The sequence below is a fragment of the Streptomyces sp. NPDC007856 genome, from assembly GCF_042868225.1.
Lineage (GTDB): Bacteria > Actinomycetota > Actinomycetes > Streptomycetales > Streptomycetaceae > Streptomyces.
Genome location: NZ_JBIAEC010000015.1, coordinates 23,066 through 40,819, shown reverse-complemented (window position 1 = coordinate 40,819; position 17,754 = coordinate 23,066). Strand labels below are relative to the sequence as shown.

Sequence of the window (17,754 nt, the reverse complement as noted above, 5' to 3'; positions counted from 1 at the left end):
CCGGAAGTTGGCTCAGCCCACGCCGGCGTTCAGGAAGATGCCGCCGTCCACGACGAGCGTCTGACCGGTGATCCAGTCGGACTGCCCGGAGGTGAGGAAGGCGGCGGCTCCGCCGATGTCGGAGGGCACGCCGAGCCGGCCGAGGGGGTAGGCGGCGGCCGCCTCCTCCTCGCGGTTCTCGTACAGCGCCTGCGCGAACCTGGTCTTGACCACCGCCGGGGCGATCGCGTTGACCCGCACCCTGGGTGCGAACTCGTGCGCCAGCTGCTGGGTCAGATTGATCATCGCGGCCTTGCTGACGCCGTAGGCGCCGATGAACGGCGAGGGCGCGAGGCCCGCGACCGAGGCTATGTTGACGATCGCGCCGCCGTTGTCCTTCTGCCAGGCGTGCCAGGTCTTCTGGGCGAAGCCGAGCGCGGAGATCACGTTGGTCTCGAAGACCTTGCGGGCCACGCCCAGGTCGAGGTCGGCGATCGGACCGAAGACGGGGTTGGTGCCCGCGTTGTTGACCAGGAAGTCCAGGCGGCCGAAGGCCTCCATGGTGCGCTCGACGGCCTCGGCCTGGTGGGCCAGGTCGTGCGCCTTGCCGGCGACGCCGATGACCCGGTCGGAGCCGAGCTTGTCGACGGCCTCCTTCAGCGCGTCCTCGTTGCGGCCGGTGATGCACACGCGGTCGCCACGGGCGACGAGCGCCTCGGCGACGCCGTAGCCGATGCCGCGGCTGGCGCCCGTGACGAGGGCGACCTTGCCCGAGAGCTCGGGGAGTTCAGCGGAAGTCATGTACCCGATTCCCTTAGTTGAGCGGTCCGCCGGCGACGTACAGCACCTGGCCGGAGACGAAGCCGGCCGCCTCGCCGGTGAAGAAGGCGATGGCGTTGGCGATGTCCTCGGGCTCGCCGACGCGCTGGACCGGGATCTGGGTGGCGGCGGCCTTCTTGAAGTCGTCGAAGCCCATGCCGACGCGGTCGGCGGTGGCCTTGGTCATCTCGGTGGCGATGAAGCCGGGGGCGACGGCGTTGGCGGTGATGCCGAACTTGCCCAGCTCGATGGCGAGGGTCTTGGTGAAGCCCTGGAGGCCGGCCTTGGCGGCGGAGTAGTTGACCTGGCCGCGGTTGCCGAGCGCCGAGGAGGAGGAGAGGTTGACGATCCGGCCGAAGCCCGCGTCGACCATGTGCTTCTGGACGGCCTTGGTCATGAGGAACGAGCCGCGCAGATGGACGTTCATGACGGTGTCCCAGTCGGAGACGCTCATCTTGAACAGCAGGTTGTCGCGCAGCACGCCCGCGTTGTTGACCAGGATCGTGGGGGTGCCCAGCTCCTCGACGATCCGGGCGACGGCCGCCTCGACCTGCGCCTCGTCGGACACGTCGGCGCCGACCGCGATCGCCTTGCCGCCGGCGGCGGTGATCTTCTCGACGGTGTCCTTGCAGGCGGCCTCGTCGAGGTCGATCACGGCGACCGCGCGACCCTCGGCGGCCAGTCGTACGGCGGTGGCGGCGCCGATGCCGCGCGCCGCGCCGGTGACTACCGCGACCCGCTGTTCAGTGGTGGACATTGCTGCTTCTCCTCGCCCTTGAGAGAACCTGTCGGGGCCCTCGGAACCGAGCCCCTCATGCGGTGAGCGACCGCTTAGTACCTTCAGCACACGTGACGCTAGAAGCCCTGGCACCCGGTGTCAACGGGACACCGGGTGCGTGTGATCCATTACCTCACCAAGAGGTCCAGCAACCGCTCCGTCTCGGCGGCCGGGTCGGTGGTCAGGCCAGTGTGCACGGGACCGGGCTGGACGATGGTGGAGCGGGGCGCGATCAGCCAGCGGAAGCGGCGCCCCGCGTCGTCCCCGGCGGCCTGCCCGGCCTCCTCGCCGCCCGCGCAGTGGCGCTCGATCGCACCGAGCGCCGCCCGGATCCCGGCCACGTCCGCCTCCGGGTCCAGGGCGAGCAGCCGGGCCTCGTCCAGATGGGTACGGGCGCCGACGTAGCCGCGCGCGCGGCTGTAGACGACGACGCCCCCGTTGATGCACTCGCCGCGCTCCACGCGCGGTACGACCCTGAGCAGCGCGTACTCGAACACGTCCCGGTCGCCGCCCTGGCCCGCCCGGGTGATGTGCCGCTCGGTGACATGACCGGCCATGTGGATGTGGGTCTGGCTCACTTGGTCCCCTCGATGCCGGTGATGCGCTCGGCGATGACGGCCGCCCGCGCGAGCAGCGGCCGGGCGTAGGCCCGGCGCAGGTCGTCCGGGGTGTCGAAGCCGGGCTCGTCGGTGAGCCAGGCGTCCGGGATCTCGGCGGTGACCTCGGCGAGCAGGTCCTCGGTGACCCGGGGTGCCAGTACGGCCGCGGCGGCGGCGACGTCCGGGGCGAAGCGGGCGAGGGCGTGGTCGGCGGCGTCGTAGGGGCGGGCCGCGGAGGTCTCGGCGGAGGGCCAGTTGTGGTGCCAGATCATGGTCGCGCCGTGGTCGATGAGCCACAGCTCGCCTCGGTGCACCAGGAGGTTCGGATTGCGCCAGGACCGGTCCACGTTGTTGATCAGCGCGTCGAACCAGACGATCCGGCCCGCCTCCTCGGGGCTCACCGGGAAGGCAAGCGGGTCATAGCCGAGGGCGCCGGAGAGGAAGTCCATGCCGAGGTTGCTGCCGCCGCTGGACCTGAGCAGGTCCTGCACCTGCTGTTCGGGTTCGCCGAGGCCCAGGACCGGGTCCAGCTGGACGGTGACCAGGCGGGGCATCCGGAATCCGAGGCGGCGGGCGAGTTCGCCGCACACCACCTCGGCGACCAGTGTCTTGCGGCCCTGTCCGGCACCGGTGAACTTCAGGACGTAGGTCCCGAAGTCGTCGGCCTCGACGAGCCCCGGCAGCGAGCCTCCCTCACGCAGCGGCGTGACGTAACGGGTCGCGGTGACTTCCTTGAGCATCGCCCCAGGTTACTGGTGGCGGCCGACAGCAAGCCCACAGCCGGCGCTTACGGCCGTCTCATGCCCGGACGGCAAGGATCTGGCTGCCCGTCTGAACGGGCGGCGCCCGGGCGCCGTACCCCTGGACGGATCACGAGAAGCTCCGCGGAAGGGAATCCCACATGACCAGCGCCTCGTCCCAGCCCCTCGCCGGACCGGCCCGCCGCACGGTGGTGGCGGCGGCCGGAGCGGCGGGGCTCGCCGCCGCGCTGACCGCCTGCGGTTCCGGCGACAACAGCTCGTCCGACACGGCCAACACCGGGTCCGGTTCCTCCGGCACGACCGGCTCCACGGGAGCGTCGCAGAACGGCGGCGGCTCCGCCGGGGGCGCCGCGCTCGCCAAGACCTCCGACATCCCCCAGGGTGGCGGGAAGGTCTTCAAGGACCAGGGCGTGGTGGTCACACAGCCGGCGGCGGGCACGTTCAAGGCGTTCTCGTCCAAGTGCACCCATCAGGGGTGCGCGGTCGGCAGCGTGGCGAACGGCGTGATCGTCTGTCCGTGCCACAACAGCCACTTCTCCACCGAGGACGGAAGTGTGAAGCAGGGCCCCGCCACCCAGCCGCTGCCCGCGGCGAAGATCACCGTCTCCGGCGACGAGATCAAGCTGGCCTGAGCCGGCTCAGGCGCGTGGGCGCGGCCGTTTCAGACAGCCGAGCACCTCGTCGGTGGTCGAGACCGTGGCGACCAGCGCGAGGGTGTGCCGGATCATCGCGGGGGTGTACTCGGCAGGCACCCCCGCGACGGCGTCGGCCGGGACGACGGCGGTGTAGCCCAGGTTGACCGCGTCGAACACCGCGTTGGGTATCGCCACATTGGCGGAGACACCGGTGACGATCAGCGTGCGGCAGCCGAGGTTGCGCAGCAGGGCGTCGACGTCGGTGCCGTGGATCGGGGACAGGCCGTGCAGCCGTCTTACGACGAGGTCCTCCTCGGCGACCTCGATCGGGGGCGCGACCCGCACCGCCGTACTGCCGCTCAGCTGCTGCACGGGAAGCCGCTCGGCGGCCCGGAACAGCCGGGCGTTGCGGCTCGCGCCCCGGCCGTCCGGGCGGCGCTCGGCGATCGCGTGGACCACCTGGACACCGGTCTCGTGGGCGGCGGCGACCAGCCGGGCCACATTGCGCAGCGCACCGGAGGAGCGGGCCTCGCGGGCGAGTTCGGGCAGCGCGCTGTCCGGGCCGACGACCCCCTGCTGGCACTCCACGGTGAGCAGGACGGTGCTCACGGAGTCGAGGAGTTCGCTGAGCTGTTCGTACGACGGCATGGCGCGCCCCCTTGAAGCGATCCCGTTGAAACCGGCCTGTTCTCTTTTCTGACGTGATGTCAGAGGATCACCAGGACACCATAGTTCTCTGGCACGACGTGGGAGAAGAGGGGGCCGCATGACCGTCACTGAGCAGCGCCGGGGCCGGAAGATCATGATGACGCCCGGCGAGCTGGACGAGTTCCTCACCAGTAAGCGCACCTGCCGGGTCGCGACCGTCTCGGCGGACGGCGCGCCGCATGTGAGCGCGCTCTGGTTCGCCTGGGACGGCACCTCGCTGTGGCTGTACTCGGTGGTGCGCAGCAGGCGCTGGGCCCAGCTGCGCCGCGATCCGCGGGTGGCCGTCGTGGTCGACTCGGGCGAGGAGTACGACCAGTTGCGCGGCGTCGAGCTGTCCGGCCGGGTGGAGTTCGTGGGAGAGGTGCCACGCACCGGGGAGCTGTGCGCCGAACTCGACACGCCCGAGACGCTGTTCGCACGGAAGAACTTCGGGCTGGACGAGATGCCGCACGACGGCCGCCATGCCTGGGCCCGGCTGACCCCGGAGAAGATCGTCTCCTGGGACTTCCGCAAGCTGGGGTCGCCGTAGGACTCAGCCGACCTTCTGTGCGGCCGCGCGCAGGGCCTCCACCGCCGCCCGGATCGAGGGGCGGCGGTCGGCGTCCGCTCGCCAGACCACGTACACGTGCCGGCGCACCCGCTGCTTGAGTGGCACGAGGACCACGCCCTCCGGGACGGGATGCCGGCCCAGCAGCGGCGCGATGCACACACCCAGTCCGGCGGCGACCAGGCCGAGCTGGGTGTGGGTCTCGCCCGCGCGGTGGCCGACGATCGGCTCGACGCCCTTGGACCGCAGGGTGAACATCAGCCACTCGTGGCAGAACTCGCCCTCGCCCCAGGTGATCCACTCGTCCTCGGCGAACTCGGTGAGGTCCACCTCGTCCCGGTCGGCGAGCCGGTGCCCGGCCGGCATGGCGACCTCGGCCGGGTCGTCCAGCAGGGGTGCCTTGACCAGGCCGTCGGGCACGGGCATCGGCTTGTTGTACCAGTCCAGGACCACCGCGAGATCGAGATCCCCCCGCACGACGGCCGCGATGCCCTGCTCCGGCTCCAGCTCGCTGGAGCGCACGCGCAGCCCGGGATGCCGGGCCCGCAGCGCTCCGAGCGCGACCGGGAAGAGCCCGCGAGCGGCGGTCGGGAACGCGGACAGCCTCAACTCGCCGACGACCTGCCCGCGATGCGCCTCCAGGTCGGACTCGGCGAGCTCGACCTGCGACAGGATGCGTGCCGCGTGCTCCGAGAGCAGCCGGCCGGCGTCGGTGAGCCGCACCCCCCGGCCGTTCTTGGCGAGCAGCTGCTGGCCGATCTCGCGCTCCAGCTTGCCCAGCTGCTGGGAGACGGCGGACGTGGTGACGTGCAGCGCGTCCGCGGCCGCGCTCACCGAGCCGTGCCGGGCGAGGGCGTCCAGGGTGCGCAGGCGCTCCAGGTTCAACATGTAAGGGATTCTAAGAGGTACCAAGTGGGAAATGTCGATTGTGCTACGAGGTTGCCTCCAGCATCCTTGGGGCCATGAGTACGGCCACCGCACCCACGACCCAGTCCCCCGCCCCCGCCCGTCCCCGCGCCCGCCTCGACTGGCGACTCCGCTTCGGCGCGCTGTCCCTGATCTGGGGCTTCAGCTTCCTGTTGATCAAGGTCGGCACAGAGGACTACGCGCCCTTCCAGGTCACCCTCGGGCGTCTGGTGTTCGGTACGGCGGTGCTGGCGGCGGCGATGGCCGTCAAGCGGGAGAAACTGCCGCGCGGGGCCCGGCTGTGGGGCCGTATGGCGGTCGCCGCGTTCTTCCTGAACGCGCTCCCGTTCTCGCTCTTCGCCTACTCCGAGCTGACGATCCCCTCCACGCTGGCCGGCATCTGCAACGCCACGTCGCCCCTGTGGGGCATGGCTCTGTCGCTGGTCGCCCTCTCCGAGGACCGGCCGACCCGGGTCCGCGTGGCCGGGCTCGGGCTGGGGTTCCTCGGGGTGCTGACGGTCCTGGGCGCGTGGCAGGGCTTCCATGGGCTCGACGCGACGGGTACGGCCATGGCCCTGCTGGCCTCGCTGAGCTACCCGGTGGGCTGGATCTACGTCCGGCGGACGCTCGCGGGTACGGGCAACTCCCATCTGTCCATGACGGGGGCGCAGTTGCTGCTTGCGACGCTTCAGCTGGCGGTCGTCACCCCGCTGTTCGCCGGGTTTCCCACGCATGTCTCGCCGGTGCCGCTGCTCGCGATCGCCGCGCTGGGCGCGCTGGGCACGGGGCTGGCGGTGCTGATCCAGTACGGCCTGGTCGCCGAGGTCGGCCCGACGACCGCGCAGATGGTCACGTACTTCATCCCGGTCATCGCCACGGCGGCCGGTGTGGCGATTCTCGGGGAGTCGCTGCGGTGGACCACCCCGGTGGGAGCGGTGATCGTTCTCGCGGGGGCCGCGCTCACTCAGGTGCGGCGCAAGAACGCCTGATGGGGAGGCGCGGGACTGTATCGATGTGCGGCTCCGCCTCAGCCATAGACGCGCGCCGGTGATGGTCGTACCGCTGCTGCCACCGCGTCCGCCAGGAGGCCGATGTCCTCCTCGGTGAGGGTCGAGATCGTGATGCGGATCGCCGGGCCGCTGTTCAGGCGGAAGCGGGCCCCCGGTGCCACCGCCCAGCCCGCCTGCAGCAGGCGGGCCACCGCGCCGGTCTCGTCGGGGACCGGTACCCACACGTTCATGCCGCTGCGGCCGTGGGCGGCGACTCCGCGTTCCGCCAGCGCGTCGACCAGCGCGTCCCGCCGGGCGGCGTATGCCTTCGCCACCGCCGGCCGGTCCACCGCGCCCTCGGACCACAGGCGGGCCACGGCCCGCTGCAGCAGCAGGCTCACCCAGCCCGGGCCGAGGCGCTGGCGGCCGCGTACCCGGTCCACGGTGACCGGGTCGCCGGCGACGACGGCCACCCGCAGGTCGGGGCCGTAGGCCTTGGAGGCGGAGCGAACGACGGCCCAGTGGTGGGTGACGCCCGCGAGCGGATGCAGCGGGAGGTCGACGATGCCGTGGCCGTGGTCGTCCTCGATCAGCAGGGTTCCCGGGTGCTCGCGCAGCACCGCGCGCAGGGCACGCGCGCGTGGGGCGGTCACCGAGGCACCGGTCGGGTTCTGCGCGCGGTCGGTGACGATCAGCGCGCGGGCCCCGGACTCCAGGGCCCGGCGCAGGTCTTCGGGGCGCGGCCCGTCGTCGTCCATGCCGACCGGGACGGTGCGCAGGCCCAGCGCCGGGACCAGGTCGAGGACGCTGCCCCAGCCGGGGTCCTCGACGGCGACCGCGTCGCCCGCTCTGAGGTGCGCGGCGAGGACGCGCTCGATGGCGTCGAGGGAGCCGGAGGTCACGGTCAGCGGGCCGTCCGGGACGCCGTCGGCGTCGAGTTCGGCGCGGGCCGTCCGGACGAGTTCCGGGTCCATCGGGTCGTCGCCGTAGAGGACGGGCCGCCGGTCGCCCTCCTGTGCCGCCGCGGCGAGGGCCGGGGCGAGACGGGGCAGCAGGGCCGGGTCGGGGTTGCCGGCCGCCAGGTCGCAGCCCCCGGCGGGGACCTCCACCCGCAGTTCCTCGCGGCCGGTGGTGGCCGGCTTGGGCCGGACCCGGCTGCCCCGGCGGCCTGCCGTCTCGATCACCCCGCGCTCGCGCAGGGTGCGGTAGGCGGCCGCCACGGTGTTCGGGTTCACCCCGAGCCGGGTCGCCAACTCCCGCATGGGAGGAAGCGGTTGACCCGGCCCCAGCTCACCGGCGCCGACCGCGCGCTCGACGCTGGCCGCGATCTCGGCTGCGCCGCGCCCGTCGATGGGATACTCTCCTAGCACAAAGAACAGTATGCACTAGTGCAATACAGGAACGCAAGATCGCCAGATCACCGTTGCTCGCCCATGGAGGAACCGTCATGCAGGGGACGACCGAGGAAGCCCGGGCCGCCGCCTACACCCCGACCGAGCGCACCGTGCCCACGCGCTCCGCGGAGCGTGCGTCGTACGACAGGGAACTGGTGCACGCGATACTCGACGAGGGGTACGTCTGCCACCTCGGCTTCGTCCGCGACGGTGCCCCGGTGGTGCTGCCCACCCTGTACGGCCGGGTCGGCGAGCGGCTGTACGTGCACGGATCCACCGGTTCCCGCCCGCTGCGGATGACCGGCGAGACCGACCCGGGTCTGCCGGTGTGCCTGACGGTCACCCATGTGGACGGGCTGGTGCTGGCCCGGTCCGCGTTCCACCACTCCATCAACTACCGCTCCGTGGTGGTGCACGGCGTCGCGCACCAGGTCACCGACCCCGAGGAGCGGCGGCTGGCCCTGGACGCGCTGGTGGACCACGTCGTGCCGGGCCGCGCCGCCGACTCCCGGCCCGCGAACAAGAAGGAACTGGCCGCCACCGCGGTGATCCGGCTCGACCTGGACGAGGTCTCGGCCAAGGTCCGCACCGGCGGCGCGAACGACGAGCCGGAGGACCTCGCCCTGCCGCACTGGGCCGGCGTCGTCCCGCTGCAGAAGGGCTACGCCGCGCCGGTCCCCAACGCCGACCTGACGCCGGGCGTCGACCTGCCGGCCTACCTGAAGGCGCTGTAGGAAACGGACAGGGCGCCGCACCGGAACCGCCGCCCGACCGCCGCCCCCGCGGCCTCACCCACCGAGGCCCGCGCCCGCGCCGAGCAGGAGCAGGGTGCCGAGCGCGAGGAGGACGGTGCCCGCACCGAGCCCGGCCGGCCCGCTCCGGCGGGGCGCGCGGAGGTCGTCGGCGGGCGAGCACCGTACGGCCCTGCGCGGACCCGCGCGGGGCCGGTGGTCCCGGAGACGCGCCTCAGGCAGCCGTACCGCGGGCCGACAGCTCCCTTTCGGCACCGCCCGCGGCCACCGGCTCGGCGGAGCCCTTCGCGGGGGTCGAGGACTGGGCGATGAACGCGCCGACCAGGACGACCGCGCCACCGGCGACCTGGGGCGCCGACAGGTGTTCGCCGAGCAGCACCCAGGCGAGCACGGTCGCGATGACCGCCTCCAGGCAGGCGACGACACCGGCGACCTGCGGGGACAGCCGGCGCACGGACAGCACGCCCGTGACGTACGCGACGACGGTGGCGATCAGCACGATCCAGCCCAGCAGCGCGAGGGCCGGTACGGCGGTGCCGTTCATGTCGGCGGAGCCGGTCAGCACCGACCAGCGCATGCTCCACGGGCGGGCGACGACCGTCAGCACGAAGGCGCCGACGAGCAGGCCGTAGGCGATGACGCCGAGCGGGTCGGGTGCCTCGTCGCCCGCGTCGCCGCCGTGGTCGGCCAGGACGAAGTAGCCGACCTGGCAGCAGGCGGCGCCGAGCGCGAGCAGCAGGCCCAGCGCGTCGAAGCTCAGCCCCGACCAGACCTCCACCACACAGGCGAGACCGCCGGCCGCGAGGACCACGCCGAGCGCGGCGGCGCGCGTCACGGGCCGCCGCTGCACGAACCGGACCCAGCCGAGCACCAGCGCGGGGGCCAGGTACTCGACGAGCAGCGCCACGCCCACCGGAATACGGGACAGCGCGGCGAAGTAGCAGGCCTGGACGCCGGCGACGGCGAGCAGTCCGAACCCGGCGAGCAGGGCGGGACGGCGGCGCAGCAGCGCGCGGTGCCGTACGGCGACGGGCAGCATGACGACGGCGGCGCCGGCCACGCGCAGCCAGACCACGTGGAGCGGGTCGAGTCCCGCCTCGATCAGCGGCTTGGCGGCCACTCCCGACCCGCCGAAGGCCAGTGCCGAGGCGAGCGCGAGACCGAGCCCGACGCCCTTGCCGCGGCTGCCCTGACTGCTCTCTGACGTATGCACGGGCACATGATGACAGGCGACGACAGGAGCGTCATCCCCGTTGACACCTGTCTCAGGGGCTGGACGTCCGCCGGTGTCAGTGAATCGGGCCGCCGTCGCCGGCGTACTCGTCCGACCCGGGTTCGGCCGGGGTGTTCAGCTCGCGGATGCCGGCGCGCCCGAGGACCTCGACGGCCCGCGCGCCCGGGTCCGCGGTGAGCGCGGCAAGGAGGTCGATGCCGGTGACGCGGGGCTCGCCGCGCAGCCGGGCCCGCTCGCGGGCGTCGGCGAGGGCGGCGGCGGCCGTGGGCGACCAGCCGGCGGCGTCGCTCGGCTCGCGGGCGCGGGGCACGACCGCGGCGGGGACGACGGCGAGCGCGCCGGAGTCCTCGACGCTGCCCTGCCAGCGCAGCCCGTAGCCGATGCTGCGCTGCACGAGGTAGCCGAGCAGCCGGGCGAGTTGCTGCGGGCCGCCGACCGCGGCGCGCACCTCGGGATCGTGCTCCAGGAGGGAGTGCAGCAGATGGGCGGTGTCGGTCTGGCGGTCCCCGTCCCGGACGGCCCTCCGGCGCGCACCGGCGATCACCGCTGCCAGCTCGGCGCCGAGCACGGCATCGTCGTCCGGGTGCGCCGCCTCGTCATGGGCGGTCCAGTGGGCTGTACGGGGTTGCACAACCCCTACCCCATCAGCCTCAACGGGCCGGGTCATCCACGAGCGGAACCATCTTCGCGTCCCACACAGAGTGGACCTGGGCGTTCGGGATCTCATCCTTACGGAGGAGATTCACTCACGGAACCGGCGTTCGGAATTCCTGACGGTTCATCAGTATTGAATGTTCGCGCCCCTGCGGCTACGTTCCGCGACACCTTAGCCCGCTACGCCCGATCCGAAGGGGTGGTCCCATGGCCGAAGTCAGCGCGGAGGCACGCATCCAGGCACCGGCCGAGAAGGTGTGGGCCCAGCTCACCGACTGGTCGTCGTACGGGGAGTGGAACGCCACCCACACCAGCTTCCCCAACGGGGGCCCGCAGAGCCTGGCCGTGGGCGGGACCTTCCAGGAGAACATGAAGCTGATGGGCTTCCCGGCCGAGGTCGACTGGACCATCGAGGAGCTGGAGCCGGCCCGGGTGTTCGCCATCCGGGGCAAGGGCCCGATGGCGGTGACGGTCGCCACCCGCTACACCCTCACGCCCGACGGCGACGCCACGTCCGTCCGGATCGACGGCGAGTTCACCGGCGCGGCGGTGTCGCTGATGGCGGGCAAGCTGAAGGACTCGGCGACGGCCGCGCTGAACGAGTCGCTGCGCAAGCTGGCCGGCCTGGTCGCCTGAGTCCGGGCGCGCGAAGGCGCCCCGCGCCGTGTCGCACGGGGCGCCCGGTCCGTCGTACGAGCCTCAGTGCTCGTCGGCGAGGATCAGGTACAGCTTCTTGCGGGCGTCGTTGATGACGGCCAGCGCCTTTTCGCGCTGTTCCTTGCTGCCGGTCTTCCAGACCTGGCTGAAGGCCTCCATCAGACCGAAGCCGGCCTGGCGGATCTCACCGAGGGCCTCCCAGTCGACCCCGCGGGAGGCCTCCTCCCAGGGGGCGTCCGGGCCCTCGTCGGCGGCGGCGCGCCCGTCCTCGGTGAGCGCGAACAGCTTCTTGCCGCCCCCGCTCTCGCTGGCGATCAGGCCCTCGTCCTCCAGCAGCTGGAGCGTGGGGTAGACCGAGCCGGGGCTGGGCTTCCACGCGCCGCCGCTGCGTTCGGCGATCTCCTGGATCATCTCGTAGCCGTGCATGGGACGGTCCTTGAGCAGGGCCAGGATCGAGGCCCGCACATCACCACGCCGCGCCCGCCCCCTTGGTCCACCGCGCCCTCGGGGCCCCCAGGGGCCTGCCCCGAAACCAGGGCCGCCGGGGCCGAACCCCGGGCCGCCCGGGCCGAAGGGCCCGAAGGCGGCCCGCCGCCGGTCGAATCCACCCATGCCCCGCGGGCCGGGGCCCTCGTGCCGATGTCCGTGCTCGTATCCATGGGTACGCATCGCGATCACTCCATTCCATCGATGATCTGTCACGTATGCATCGCGTATCGTTCGCGATGCCTCAACGATATATCGGAACCGATCGCATGACAAGCCCCTCAGCGTGCACCGCGTCCGCGTCTGCAACCAAGGTCGGCGAGCTGAGCGTGACTGGCATTGGCCGAGCCCGGATGAGAGGAACCCGCATGGATGACGACGCTCTCCTGGCAGAGCAGAGGGCCTACTACAGGGCCGCCGCGGCCGAATACGACCGGCAATACGCAGAGTACGAAGCCCTGCAGCAATTGCTGGCCGTCGTCGATGACCTGCCGATCGCCGGGGACGTGCTGGAGCTGGCCTGCGGAACGGGCCAGTGGACCCCGAGGCTTGCCGCACGGGCACGTTCGGTGACGGCCGTCGACGCCGCAACCGAAGTGCTGGCCCTCGCTCGGGCGCGCACCGCATCCCCCACCGTCCAGTTCATCGAGGCCGACCTGTTCGAGTGGCAGCCGCCGCGACGCTACGACACCGTGTTCTTCGCCTTCTGGCTCTCCCATGTCCCCCCGACGCGGTTGCCCGGCTTCTGGAACACCGTCTCGGCCGCACTCGCGCCGGGCGGCAAAGCGATCTTCATCGACGACGGCCCAGCCGCAGCCGCATACGAGGAAGTCCTCGCGAACCAGCCGATCCCAGCAGCGCTGCGTCGGCTCCACGACGGCAGCCAGTACCGCATCGTGAAGGTGTTCCACGATGCCCAGACCCTCACGGACGACCTCACCGCGCTGGGGTGGTCAGCCCGCATCCAGACCAAAGCCGGGAACTTCATCGGCATTGCAGAACCGCCGACCACCGCCGGCTGAGGGACACGGGGCTGCTCGGCGTCCATGCGTCGCACCCTCGACGGCATCGAGCGCGCTCGTTCGGAGTCGCCCAACTCGCCCCCTGGACAAGGCCGCGGGCCGCGACCGTGCGCAAGACATGCCAGGGTTCGTGAATTGGCCTTGGGCGGCCGGCCGTCGCGCCATTAGCGTCGGCGTCATGCGCATTCGAATCGTGGACGCCTTCACCGACCGCCCCTTCGCCGGCAACCCGGCCGGAGTCCTGCTCCTGGACGACGTCTTCCCGGACGACGACTGGCTCCAGAACGTCGCCATGGAGGTCAACCACGCCGAGACGGCGTTCGCCCACCGGCTGCCTGAGGGCGGCGAGGCGGACTGGGCGCTGCGCTGGTTCACGCCCGTCGCCGAGGTCGCCATGTGCGGGCACGCCACGCTCGCCACCGCCCACGTCCTGCACACCACCGGCGCCCACGAGGGCCCGGCGCGGTTCGCCACCCGCAGCGGCGTGCTCATCGCCACGCCCGCCCAGGACGGCTCCATCACCCTCGACTTCCCGACAGCCCCGCTCACCCCGGCCGAGATCCCGGCCGGGGTCGCCGAGGCCCTCGGCGCACAGCCGCTCGCCGCCTTCGACACCGGCCCGAACGTCGGCGACCTGCTGCTGGAGCTGGCCGACGAGAAGACGGTCCTCGGCCTCGCACCGGACCACAAGCCCCTCGGCGCCTACTCCGCGCGCGGCATCATCGCCACGGCCCGCGCCGACGACCCGTCCCGGGGCTACGACTTCGTCTCCCGCTGCTTCTTCCCGAACGTCGGCATCGACGAGGACCCGGTCACCGGCAGCGCCCACACCGCGCTCGCCCCGCACTGGTCCGCGCGCCTGGGCCGCGAGGACCTCACCGGGCTGCAGGCCTCCCGCCGCACCGGGCTGGTGCGCACCGGCCTGCGCGGCGAGCGCACCCTGCTCACCGGCCGCGCGGTCACGGTGATCGAGGGCGAACTGCACGCGTGACCCCGGTGCTCAGGCCGTCGGCAGCCAGCCCACCCTGCCCGCGAGCAGGGCATAGCCGACGAACGCGCCGATGTCGAGCAGGGAGTGGGCGACGACCAGCGGACCGACCCGTCCCCAGCGGCGGTACAGGTACACGAACACCGCGCCCATGACCATGTTGCCGATGAAGCCGCCGACGCCCTGGTAGAGGTGGTACGAGCCGCGCAGGACCGCGCTGGCGACCAGCGCGGTCCCGGGGGTCCAGCCCAACTGGCCCAGCCTGCGCAGCAGATAGCCGACGACGATGACCTCTTCGAGGACCGCGTTCTGCACGGCGGACAGGATCAGTACCGGGAACTTCCACCAGACGTTCGGCAGCGCCTCGGGCACGACCGTGAGGTTGAAGCCGAGGCCGCGGGCGGCCAGGTAGAAGGCGATCCCGGTGCTGCCGATCACGGCCGCGATCGCGGCACCCCGGCCCAGGTCGGGCCAGGGCCGGGTGCGGTCGAAGCCGAGGGTGCGCAGGCTGCCGCCCTCGCGGATGAGCAGATGGGCGACCAGGGCGACGGGGACCAGCGCGCTGGCGATGCCGAACAGCTGCCAGGCCAGGTCGAGCCAGGGTCGGCCGGGCGCGGCCGAGGCGTTGAGGGTGGCCGCCTGGTCCTTCAGGCCGCCCGGCTTGGTGACCGCGCCAATGAAGCTGATCAGGGCGGAGACCCCGCTCGCGCCCAGCGACAGCGCCAGGACGAGCAGCGTCTCGTCCCGCAGGATGCGCCGCGGGTCGCGCTCCCGCGCCCCGGCACCGGCCACCGAGTCAGCCTCCACCTGCACCCCTGCCTCCATCCGGCTCATGGGCCCCTGGCCCACCTCTGCCTGGCAAGGATCGCAGAAGGAGATAAGCACCGCGTAGCGGCCGAGGATCTTGGCAGCTTCGCCGTCCGCCCGCTGGTCAGCCGAGAGGCACCGCCTCCGGCAGCCCCACCGGCCACATGTGCACCGGCTCCCCCACATGCATCAGCTCGGCGTAGCGCCGCGTCGTGGCGGCCAGCGCGGCCTCGCGGGTCAGGCCCTGTTCCAGGAGCCGGTGGAACATGGCCGCCTGCCAGGACGCCCCGTTCACCCGACGCCGGCAGCGCTCCTCGATGACGCCCAGGTAGAGGTCCCGGTCGGCCGGCTCCACGCCCCACGCGTCCAGCCCGGCCGAGGCCAGCGGCAGCAGCTCGTCGCGGACCAGGGTGACCGCGTCGACCTCGCCCGTGCCGCCGTAGCGTCCCCGCCGGGGCCACACGAACCGCGCGTCGATGCCGTACCGGCACGCGGCGTCGAAGTTGGCCTGCGCCGCGGCGAAGGGCAGCCGGGTCCACACCGGGCGGGACTCCTCGGCGAGGGCGCGGACCAGGCCGTAGTAGAAGGCCGCGTTGGCGATCACGTCGGTGATGGTCGGCCCGGCCGGCAGCACCCGGTTCTCCACCCTGAGGTGCGGAACGCCGTCGGCGATGCCGTACACCGGCCGGTTCCAGCGGTAGATCGTGCCGTTGTGCAGCACCAGCTCGGCCAGTCGGGGCGTGCCACCCGCCTCCACGACCTCCAGTGGCTCCTCGTCGTCGCAGATGGGCAGCAGCGCCGGGAAGTAGCGCAGGTTCTCCTCGAACAGGTCGTAGGCGGAGCTGATCCACCGCTCGCCGAACCAGGTGCGCGGCCGTACGCCCTGGGCCTGGAGCTCCGGCGGGCGGGTGTCGGTGGACTGCAGGAACAGCGGGGGCCGGGACTCACGCCACAGCTCGTGACCGAACAGGAACGGAGAGTTGGCCCCGACGGCGATCTGCGCGGCGCACGCCACCTGCGCCGCGTTCCACACGTCCGCGAACCGGGCCGGGGTGACCTGCAGATGCAGCTGTACGGAGGTGCACGCGGCCTCGGGGACGATCGACTTCGAGGTGCACACGAGGTGTTCCACGCCCTCGATGTCGAGCCGGAAGTCCTCGCCGCGCGCGGCCACGATCTGGTCGTTGAGCATGGTGTAGCGGTCCGCCTCGGAGAGGTTGGAGGAGACCAGGTCGTCGCGGTCGAGCGTGGGCAGGATGCCGATCATGACGATGCCGGCGTCCACCTCGCCCGCCTTGCGGTCGGCGTAGGCGAGCGAGGTGCGCAGTTCCTCGGCGAGCCGGTCGAATACGCGTCCGCCCAAACGGTGTGGGGCTATGTTGACTTCCAGATTGAACATGGCGAGTTCTGTTTGGAAATCCCGGCTCGCGATGCGCTCCAGCACCTGCCCGTTCAACATTTTCGGCATACCGTCCGGCCCGGCGAGATTCAATTCGATCTCGACTCCCATGAGGTTCTTGGGACGATCGAATCGCTTCTCCCGCAACAGTCGCTCCAGTCCCACGAGGCACTTCTGGAGCTTTTCGCGGTAGCGCTGGCGATCGGACAGGTCGAACTGCCCCGCCACGACCTTCTCCCCCATCGAAGTGTCCCTCCTCGGATGGGCGGGCCGACGGTCCGGCCGCCGGGCTCCCGGGTACGGGGGATGATGCCCCGTGGAAAGCGATCGATAACGCCCCACGCGAGCCGGGCAGCCGCTACCCTGTCGGAATGTTCCCCGCGGCACATTCACGGGGCATGCGTCAGCCTGCACCTCGGGTTCCCCCGGCACCTCGTGAAAAACGCCGACGACATTCGGCCGACCGTTACCCGTGCGTATTACGAGGTCAGCAGCGGCGGGACGGTTCGGAAACCGGGAGGAGTCCCGCAAATCGTCGGCGCATTACCGCCTTGCGCGACTTCCCGAAATGAGCTAGACGAAACAACGGCCGAACATGCGTCATATAAACTTCGCCCACAAGGCAGAAGGTTGACGCCTCGGTCCTGGTTCCCGCCGTGTTCAGGCCGTCCCGAAGACGGGCGGCAGGCCGAGCCGCACCCATGTTCACCGACCCGGGCCTCCACCCTTCCGGCCTTCCCGTGAGCAGACAGCGCCGTCCGCCCCACCCCTCCTCGCGCCGCCGCGCCTGTCGAACGAGAGAGGCGACCCACATGCCGCTGCACGTGCCCCCTGCCCCCGCGCCTGCCCTGCGTTCCGTCCTCACCGCCCTCGGTTCCCCCACCGCGGTGCGTGAGGCCCGCACCCCCTGCCTGCGAGCCGCGCAGGGGCCGACGACCCCCGAACTCCCGCTGCCCGTGCACGTACTGGACCGCATCACCGCACCGGGCCTGTCCGCGACCCGGCTGGCCGGCTGGCGCTTCCTGATCCGCTGCGGCGACCGGGCGGTGGCCGCAGCGGACACCATGCTGACCCCGGACGGCTGGGCCTTCTCGCACTTCTTCGAGGGCCCCTACGTCCCCTCCACCGAGCGCGCCCTGCAGCAGGCGGAGGCGCTGCAACAGCCGTACCAGGCCCGGCTGCTCTCCGTGCCCGGCCTGTACATGCTCACCCTGTGGCTGCACGGCGACCTCACCGCCGACGGAGCCGAGGGACACCCGGCCGGCACCGATCTGCTCGTCCCACTGGCGCCGGCGCCGCCCGGCATACCAGCGCACCGCCTGTTCCGGGTGACCGAGTTGCTTCCGGTGCTGACCCATCGTGCGACTCCGCTGCCGCTGCTCGGCCCGCCCGTGCTGGGCTCGCCCGCCTGACCGGCCGGCGCGTACCCCGCTTGCCCGCAAGGGAAGCGGGGTACGTTCATGTCAGGGGTCTGGCCTGCAGGGACTAGCCCGATCCGGCCACTGCGAACCACCCGAAGTGACAGTGCACTTGGACTGAACCGTCCGCGCGGGTGACGCGTCATGACCTGTGAGAAGCGGTGCTGCGAAATCCCTGCGGAATGACGCCGAGAAGGCAACACTGGGTTCCGACCGACTTAT

General features: G+C 71.9%; 20 protein-coding genes. 8 read left to right on the top strand and 12 right to left on the bottom strand.

Annotated elements, in window-relative coordinates; translation table 11 throughout:
* Positions 1–12: 12 nt before the first annotated feature.
* From ACFYOH_RS31340 to ACFYOH_RS31325, 4 genes are all read right to left on the bottom strand, one after another.
* On the bottom strand, positions 13–780 hold the full coding sequence (locus tag ACFYOH_RS31340) for an SDR family oxidoreductase (RefSeq protein WP_388632478.1): 768 nt from the start codon (positions 778–780) through the stop codon (positions 13–15).
* Positions 781–793: 13 nt separating this feature from the next.
* Positions 794–1,555, bottom strand: a complete 762-nt coding sequence (fabG, locus tag ACFYOH_RS31335; RefSeq protein WP_388632475.1) for a 3-oxoacyl-ACP reductase FabG — start codon at positions 1,553–1,555, stop codon at positions 794–796.
* A 149-nt stretch (positions 1,556–1,704) separates the two neighbouring features.
* Positions 1,705–2,154, bottom strand: coding sequence for a DUF3037 domain-containing protein (locus ACFYOH_RS31330; protein ID WP_388632472.1), 450 nt, complete (start codon positions 2,152–2,154; stop codon positions 1,705–1,707).
* A complete protein-coding gene (locus ACFYOH_RS31325) occupies positions 2,151–2,915 on the bottom strand; it encodes a HipA family kinase (protein ID WP_388632469.1) in 765 nt (254 codons plus the stop codon). The genes ACFYOH_RS31330 and ACFYOH_RS31325 overlap by 4 nt, the downstream gene beginning before the upstream one ends.
* 161 nt (positions 2,916–3,076) lie before the next feature.
* On the opposite strand from ACFYOH_RS31325, the gene ACFYOH_RS31320 reads away from it, so the two are divergent.
* The gene (locus ACFYOH_RS31320) at positions 3,077–3,568 is read left to right on the top strand and encodes a Rieske (2Fe-2S) protein (protein ID WP_388632467.1); all 492 of its coding nucleotides are present in this window, start codon (positions 3,077–3,079) and stop codon (positions 3,566–3,568) included.
* Positions 3,569–3,574: 6 nt separating this feature from the next.
* Here the strand turns inward: ACFYOH_RS31320 and ACFYOH_RS31315 are convergent, their stop codons facing one another.
* Positions 3,575–4,219: a cysteine hydrolase gene (locus ACFYOH_RS31315; protein WP_388632465.1), complete on the bottom strand. Its 645-nt coding sequence runs from the start codon at positions 4,217–4,219 to the stop codon at positions 3,575–3,577.
* A gap of 118 nt (positions 4,220–4,337) precedes the next feature.
* Here ACFYOH_RS31315 and ACFYOH_RS31310 point away from each other — a divergent pair, with 118 nt between their 5' ends.
* Positions 4,338–4,808 carry a pyridoxamine 5'-phosphate oxidase family protein gene (locus ACFYOH_RS31310; RefSeq protein WP_388632463.1) on the top strand — a complete coding sequence of 157 codons (471 nt, stop codon included), beginning with the start codon at positions 4,338–4,340 and terminating at the stop codon, positions 4,806–4,808.
* Between the two features lie 3 nt (positions 4,809–4,811).
* Here ACFYOH_RS31310 and ACFYOH_RS31305 read toward each other — a convergent pair whose 3' ends face one another.
* Positions 4,812–5,714, bottom strand: coding sequence for a LysR family transcriptional regulator (locus ACFYOH_RS31305; protein WP_388632461.1), 903 nt, complete (start codon positions 5,712–5,714; stop codon positions 4,812–4,814).
* A 74-nt stretch (positions 5,715–5,788) separates the two neighbouring features.
* On the opposite strand from ACFYOH_RS31305, the gene ACFYOH_RS31300 reads away from it, so the two are divergent.
* Positions 5,789–6,721, top strand: coding sequence for a DMT family transporter (locus tag ACFYOH_RS31300; protein WP_388632459.1), 933 nt, complete (start codon positions 5,789–5,791; stop codon positions 6,719–6,721).
* Between the two features lie 38 nt (positions 6,722–6,759).
* Here the strand turns inward: ACFYOH_RS31300 and ACFYOH_RS31295 are convergent, their stop codons facing one another.
* On the bottom strand, positions 6,760–8,091 hold the full coding sequence (locus ACFYOH_RS31295) for an aminotransferase class I/II-fold pyridoxal phosphate-dependent enzyme (RefSeq protein ID WP_388632456.1): 1,332 nt from the start codon (positions 8,089–8,091) through the stop codon (positions 6,760–6,762).
* Between the two features lie 77 nt (positions 8,092–8,168).
* Between ACFYOH_RS31295 and ACFYOH_RS31290 the strand changes: the two genes are divergently transcribed.
* Entirely contained in the window at positions 8,169–8,849 is a 681-nt protein-coding gene (locus tag ACFYOH_RS31290; protein WP_388632453.1) for a pyridoxamine 5'-phosphate oxidase family protein, read from the top strand.
* Between the two features lie 232 nt (positions 8,850–9,081).
* Here the strand turns inward: ACFYOH_RS31290 and ACFYOH_RS31285 are convergent, their stop codons facing one another.
* Both ACFYOH_RS31285 and ACFYOH_RS31280 read right to left on the bottom strand, forming a co-directional pair.
* Entirely contained in the window at positions 9,082–10,086 is a 1,005-nt protein-coding gene (locus ACFYOH_RS31285; RefSeq protein ID WP_388632450.1) for a DMT family transporter, read from the bottom strand.
* Positions 10,087–10,156: 70 nt separating this feature from the next.
* Positions 10,157–10,732, bottom strand: a complete 576-nt coding sequence (locus ACFYOH_RS31280) for a Clp protease N-terminal domain-containing protein (RefSeq protein WP_388632447.1) — start codon at positions 10,730–10,732, stop codon at positions 10,157–10,159.
* Between the two features lie 230 nt (positions 10,733–10,962).
* On the opposite strand from ACFYOH_RS31280, the gene ACFYOH_RS31275 reads away from it, so the two are divergent.
* Complete coding sequence (locus tag ACFYOH_RS31275) at positions 10,963–11,391, top strand: SRPBCC family protein (protein ID WP_388632444.1); 429 nt, start codon at positions 10,963–10,965, stop codon at positions 11,389–11,391.
* Between the two features lie 63 nt (positions 11,392–11,454).
* Here the strand turns inward: ACFYOH_RS31275 and ACFYOH_RS31270 are convergent, their stop codons facing one another.
* On the bottom strand, positions 11,455–12,081 hold the full coding sequence (locus tag ACFYOH_RS31270) for a PadR family transcriptional regulator (RefSeq protein WP_388632441.1): 627 nt from the start codon (positions 12,079–12,081) through the stop codon (positions 11,455–11,457).
* 185 nt (positions 12,082–12,266) lie between these two features.
* Here ACFYOH_RS31270 and ACFYOH_RS31265 point away from each other — a divergent pair, with 185 nt between their 5' ends.
* Positions 12,267–12,920, top strand: coding sequence for a class I SAM-dependent methyltransferase (locus ACFYOH_RS31265; protein WP_388632438.1), 654 nt, complete (start codon positions 12,267–12,269; stop codon positions 12,918–12,920).
* Between the two features lie 178 nt (positions 12,921–13,098).
* A complete protein-coding gene (locus ACFYOH_RS31260) occupies positions 13,099–13,911 on the top strand; it encodes a PhzF family phenazine biosynthesis protein (RefSeq protein ID WP_388632435.1) in 813 nt (270 codons plus the stop codon).
* A 9-nt stretch (positions 13,912–13,920) separates the two neighbouring features.
* On the opposite strand, the gene ACFYOH_RS31255 is transcribed toward ACFYOH_RS31260, so the two are convergent.
* Both ACFYOH_RS31255 and ACFYOH_RS31250 read right to left on the bottom strand, forming a co-directional pair.
* On the bottom strand, positions 13,921–14,733 hold the full coding sequence (locus tag ACFYOH_RS31255) for a CPBP family intramembrane glutamic endopeptidase (RefSeq protein ID WP_388632974.1): 813 nt from the start codon (positions 14,731–14,733) through the stop codon (positions 13,921–13,923).
* A gap of 106 nt (positions 14,734–14,839) precedes the next feature.
* Positions 14,840–16,357, bottom strand: a complete 1,518-nt coding sequence (locus tag ACFYOH_RS31250; protein WP_388632432.1) for a glutamate--cysteine ligase — start codon at positions 16,355–16,357, stop codon at positions 14,840–14,842.
* 569 nt (positions 16,358–16,926) lie between these two features.
* On the opposite strand from ACFYOH_RS31250, the gene ACFYOH_RS31245 reads away from it, so the two are divergent.
* Positions 16,927–17,526: a hypothetical protein gene (locus ACFYOH_RS31245; RefSeq protein WP_388632429.1), complete on the top strand. Its 600-nt coding sequence runs from the start codon at positions 16,927–16,929 to the stop codon at positions 17,524–17,526.
* The last annotated feature ends 228 nt before the right edge of the window (positions 17,527–17,754 follow it).

Coding starts and splice junctions, on each gene's coding strand:
- ACFYOH_RS31245 (WP_388632429.1), top strand. CDS start 16,927: ATGCCGCTGCACGTGCCCCCTGCCCCCGCGCCTGCCCTGCGTTCCGTC.
- ACFYOH_RS31325 (WP_388632469.1), bottom strand. CDS start 2,915: ATGCTCAAGGAAGTCACCGCGACCCGTTACGTCACGCCGCTGCGTGAG.
- ACFYOH_RS31305 (WP_388632461.1), bottom strand. CDS start 5,714: ATGTTGAACCTGGAGCGCCTGCGCACCCTGGACGCCCTCGCCCGGCAC.
- ACFYOH_RS31340 (WP_388632478.1), bottom strand. CDS start 780: ATGACTTCCGCTGAACTCCCCGAGCTCTCGGGCAAGGTCGCCCTCGTC.
- ACFYOH_RS31310 (WP_388632463.1), top strand. CDS start 4,338: ATGACCGTCACTGAGCAGCGCCGGGGCCGGAAGATCATGATGACGCCC.
- fabG (WP_388632475.1), bottom strand. CDS start 1,555: ATGTCCACCACTGAACAGCGGGTCGCGGTAGTCACCGGCGCGGCGCGC.
- ACFYOH_RS31250 (WP_388632432.1), bottom strand. CDS start 16,357: ATGGGGGAGAAGGTCGTGGCGGGGCAGTTCGACCTGTCCGATCGCCAG.
- ACFYOH_RS31255 (WP_388632974.1), bottom strand. CDS start 14,733: ATGGAGGCAGGGGTGCAGGTGGAGGCTGACTCGGTGGCCGGTGCCGGG.
- ACFYOH_RS31320 (WP_388632467.1), top strand. CDS start 3,077: ATGACCAGCGCCTCGTCCCAGCCCCTCGCCGGACCGGCCCGCCGCACG.
- ACFYOH_RS31300 (WP_388632459.1), top strand. CDS start 5,789: ATGAGTACGGCCACCGCACCCACGACCCAGTCCCCCGCCCCCGCCCGT.
- ACFYOH_RS31275 (WP_388632444.1), top strand. CDS start 10,963: ATGGCCGAAGTCAGCGCGGAGGCACGCATCCAGGCACCGGCCGAGAAG.
- ACFYOH_RS31260 (WP_388632435.1), top strand. CDS start 13,099: ATGCGCATTCGAATCGTGGACGCCTTCACCGACCGCCCCTTCGCCGGC.
- ACFYOH_RS31290 (WP_388632453.1), top strand. CDS start 8,169: ATGCAGGGGACGACCGAGGAAGCCCGGGCCGCCGCCTACACCCCGACC.
- ACFYOH_RS31315 (WP_388632465.1), bottom strand. CDS start 4,219: ATGCCGTCGTACGAACAGCTCAGCGAACTCCTCGACTCCGTGAGCACC.
- ACFYOH_RS31265 (WP_388632438.1), top strand. CDS start 12,267: ATGGATGACGACGCTCTCCTGGCAGAGCAGAGGGCCTACTACAGGGCC.
- ACFYOH_RS31270 (WP_388632441.1), bottom strand. CDS start 12,081: ATGCGTACCCATGGATACGAGCACGGACATCGGCACGAGGGCCCCGGC.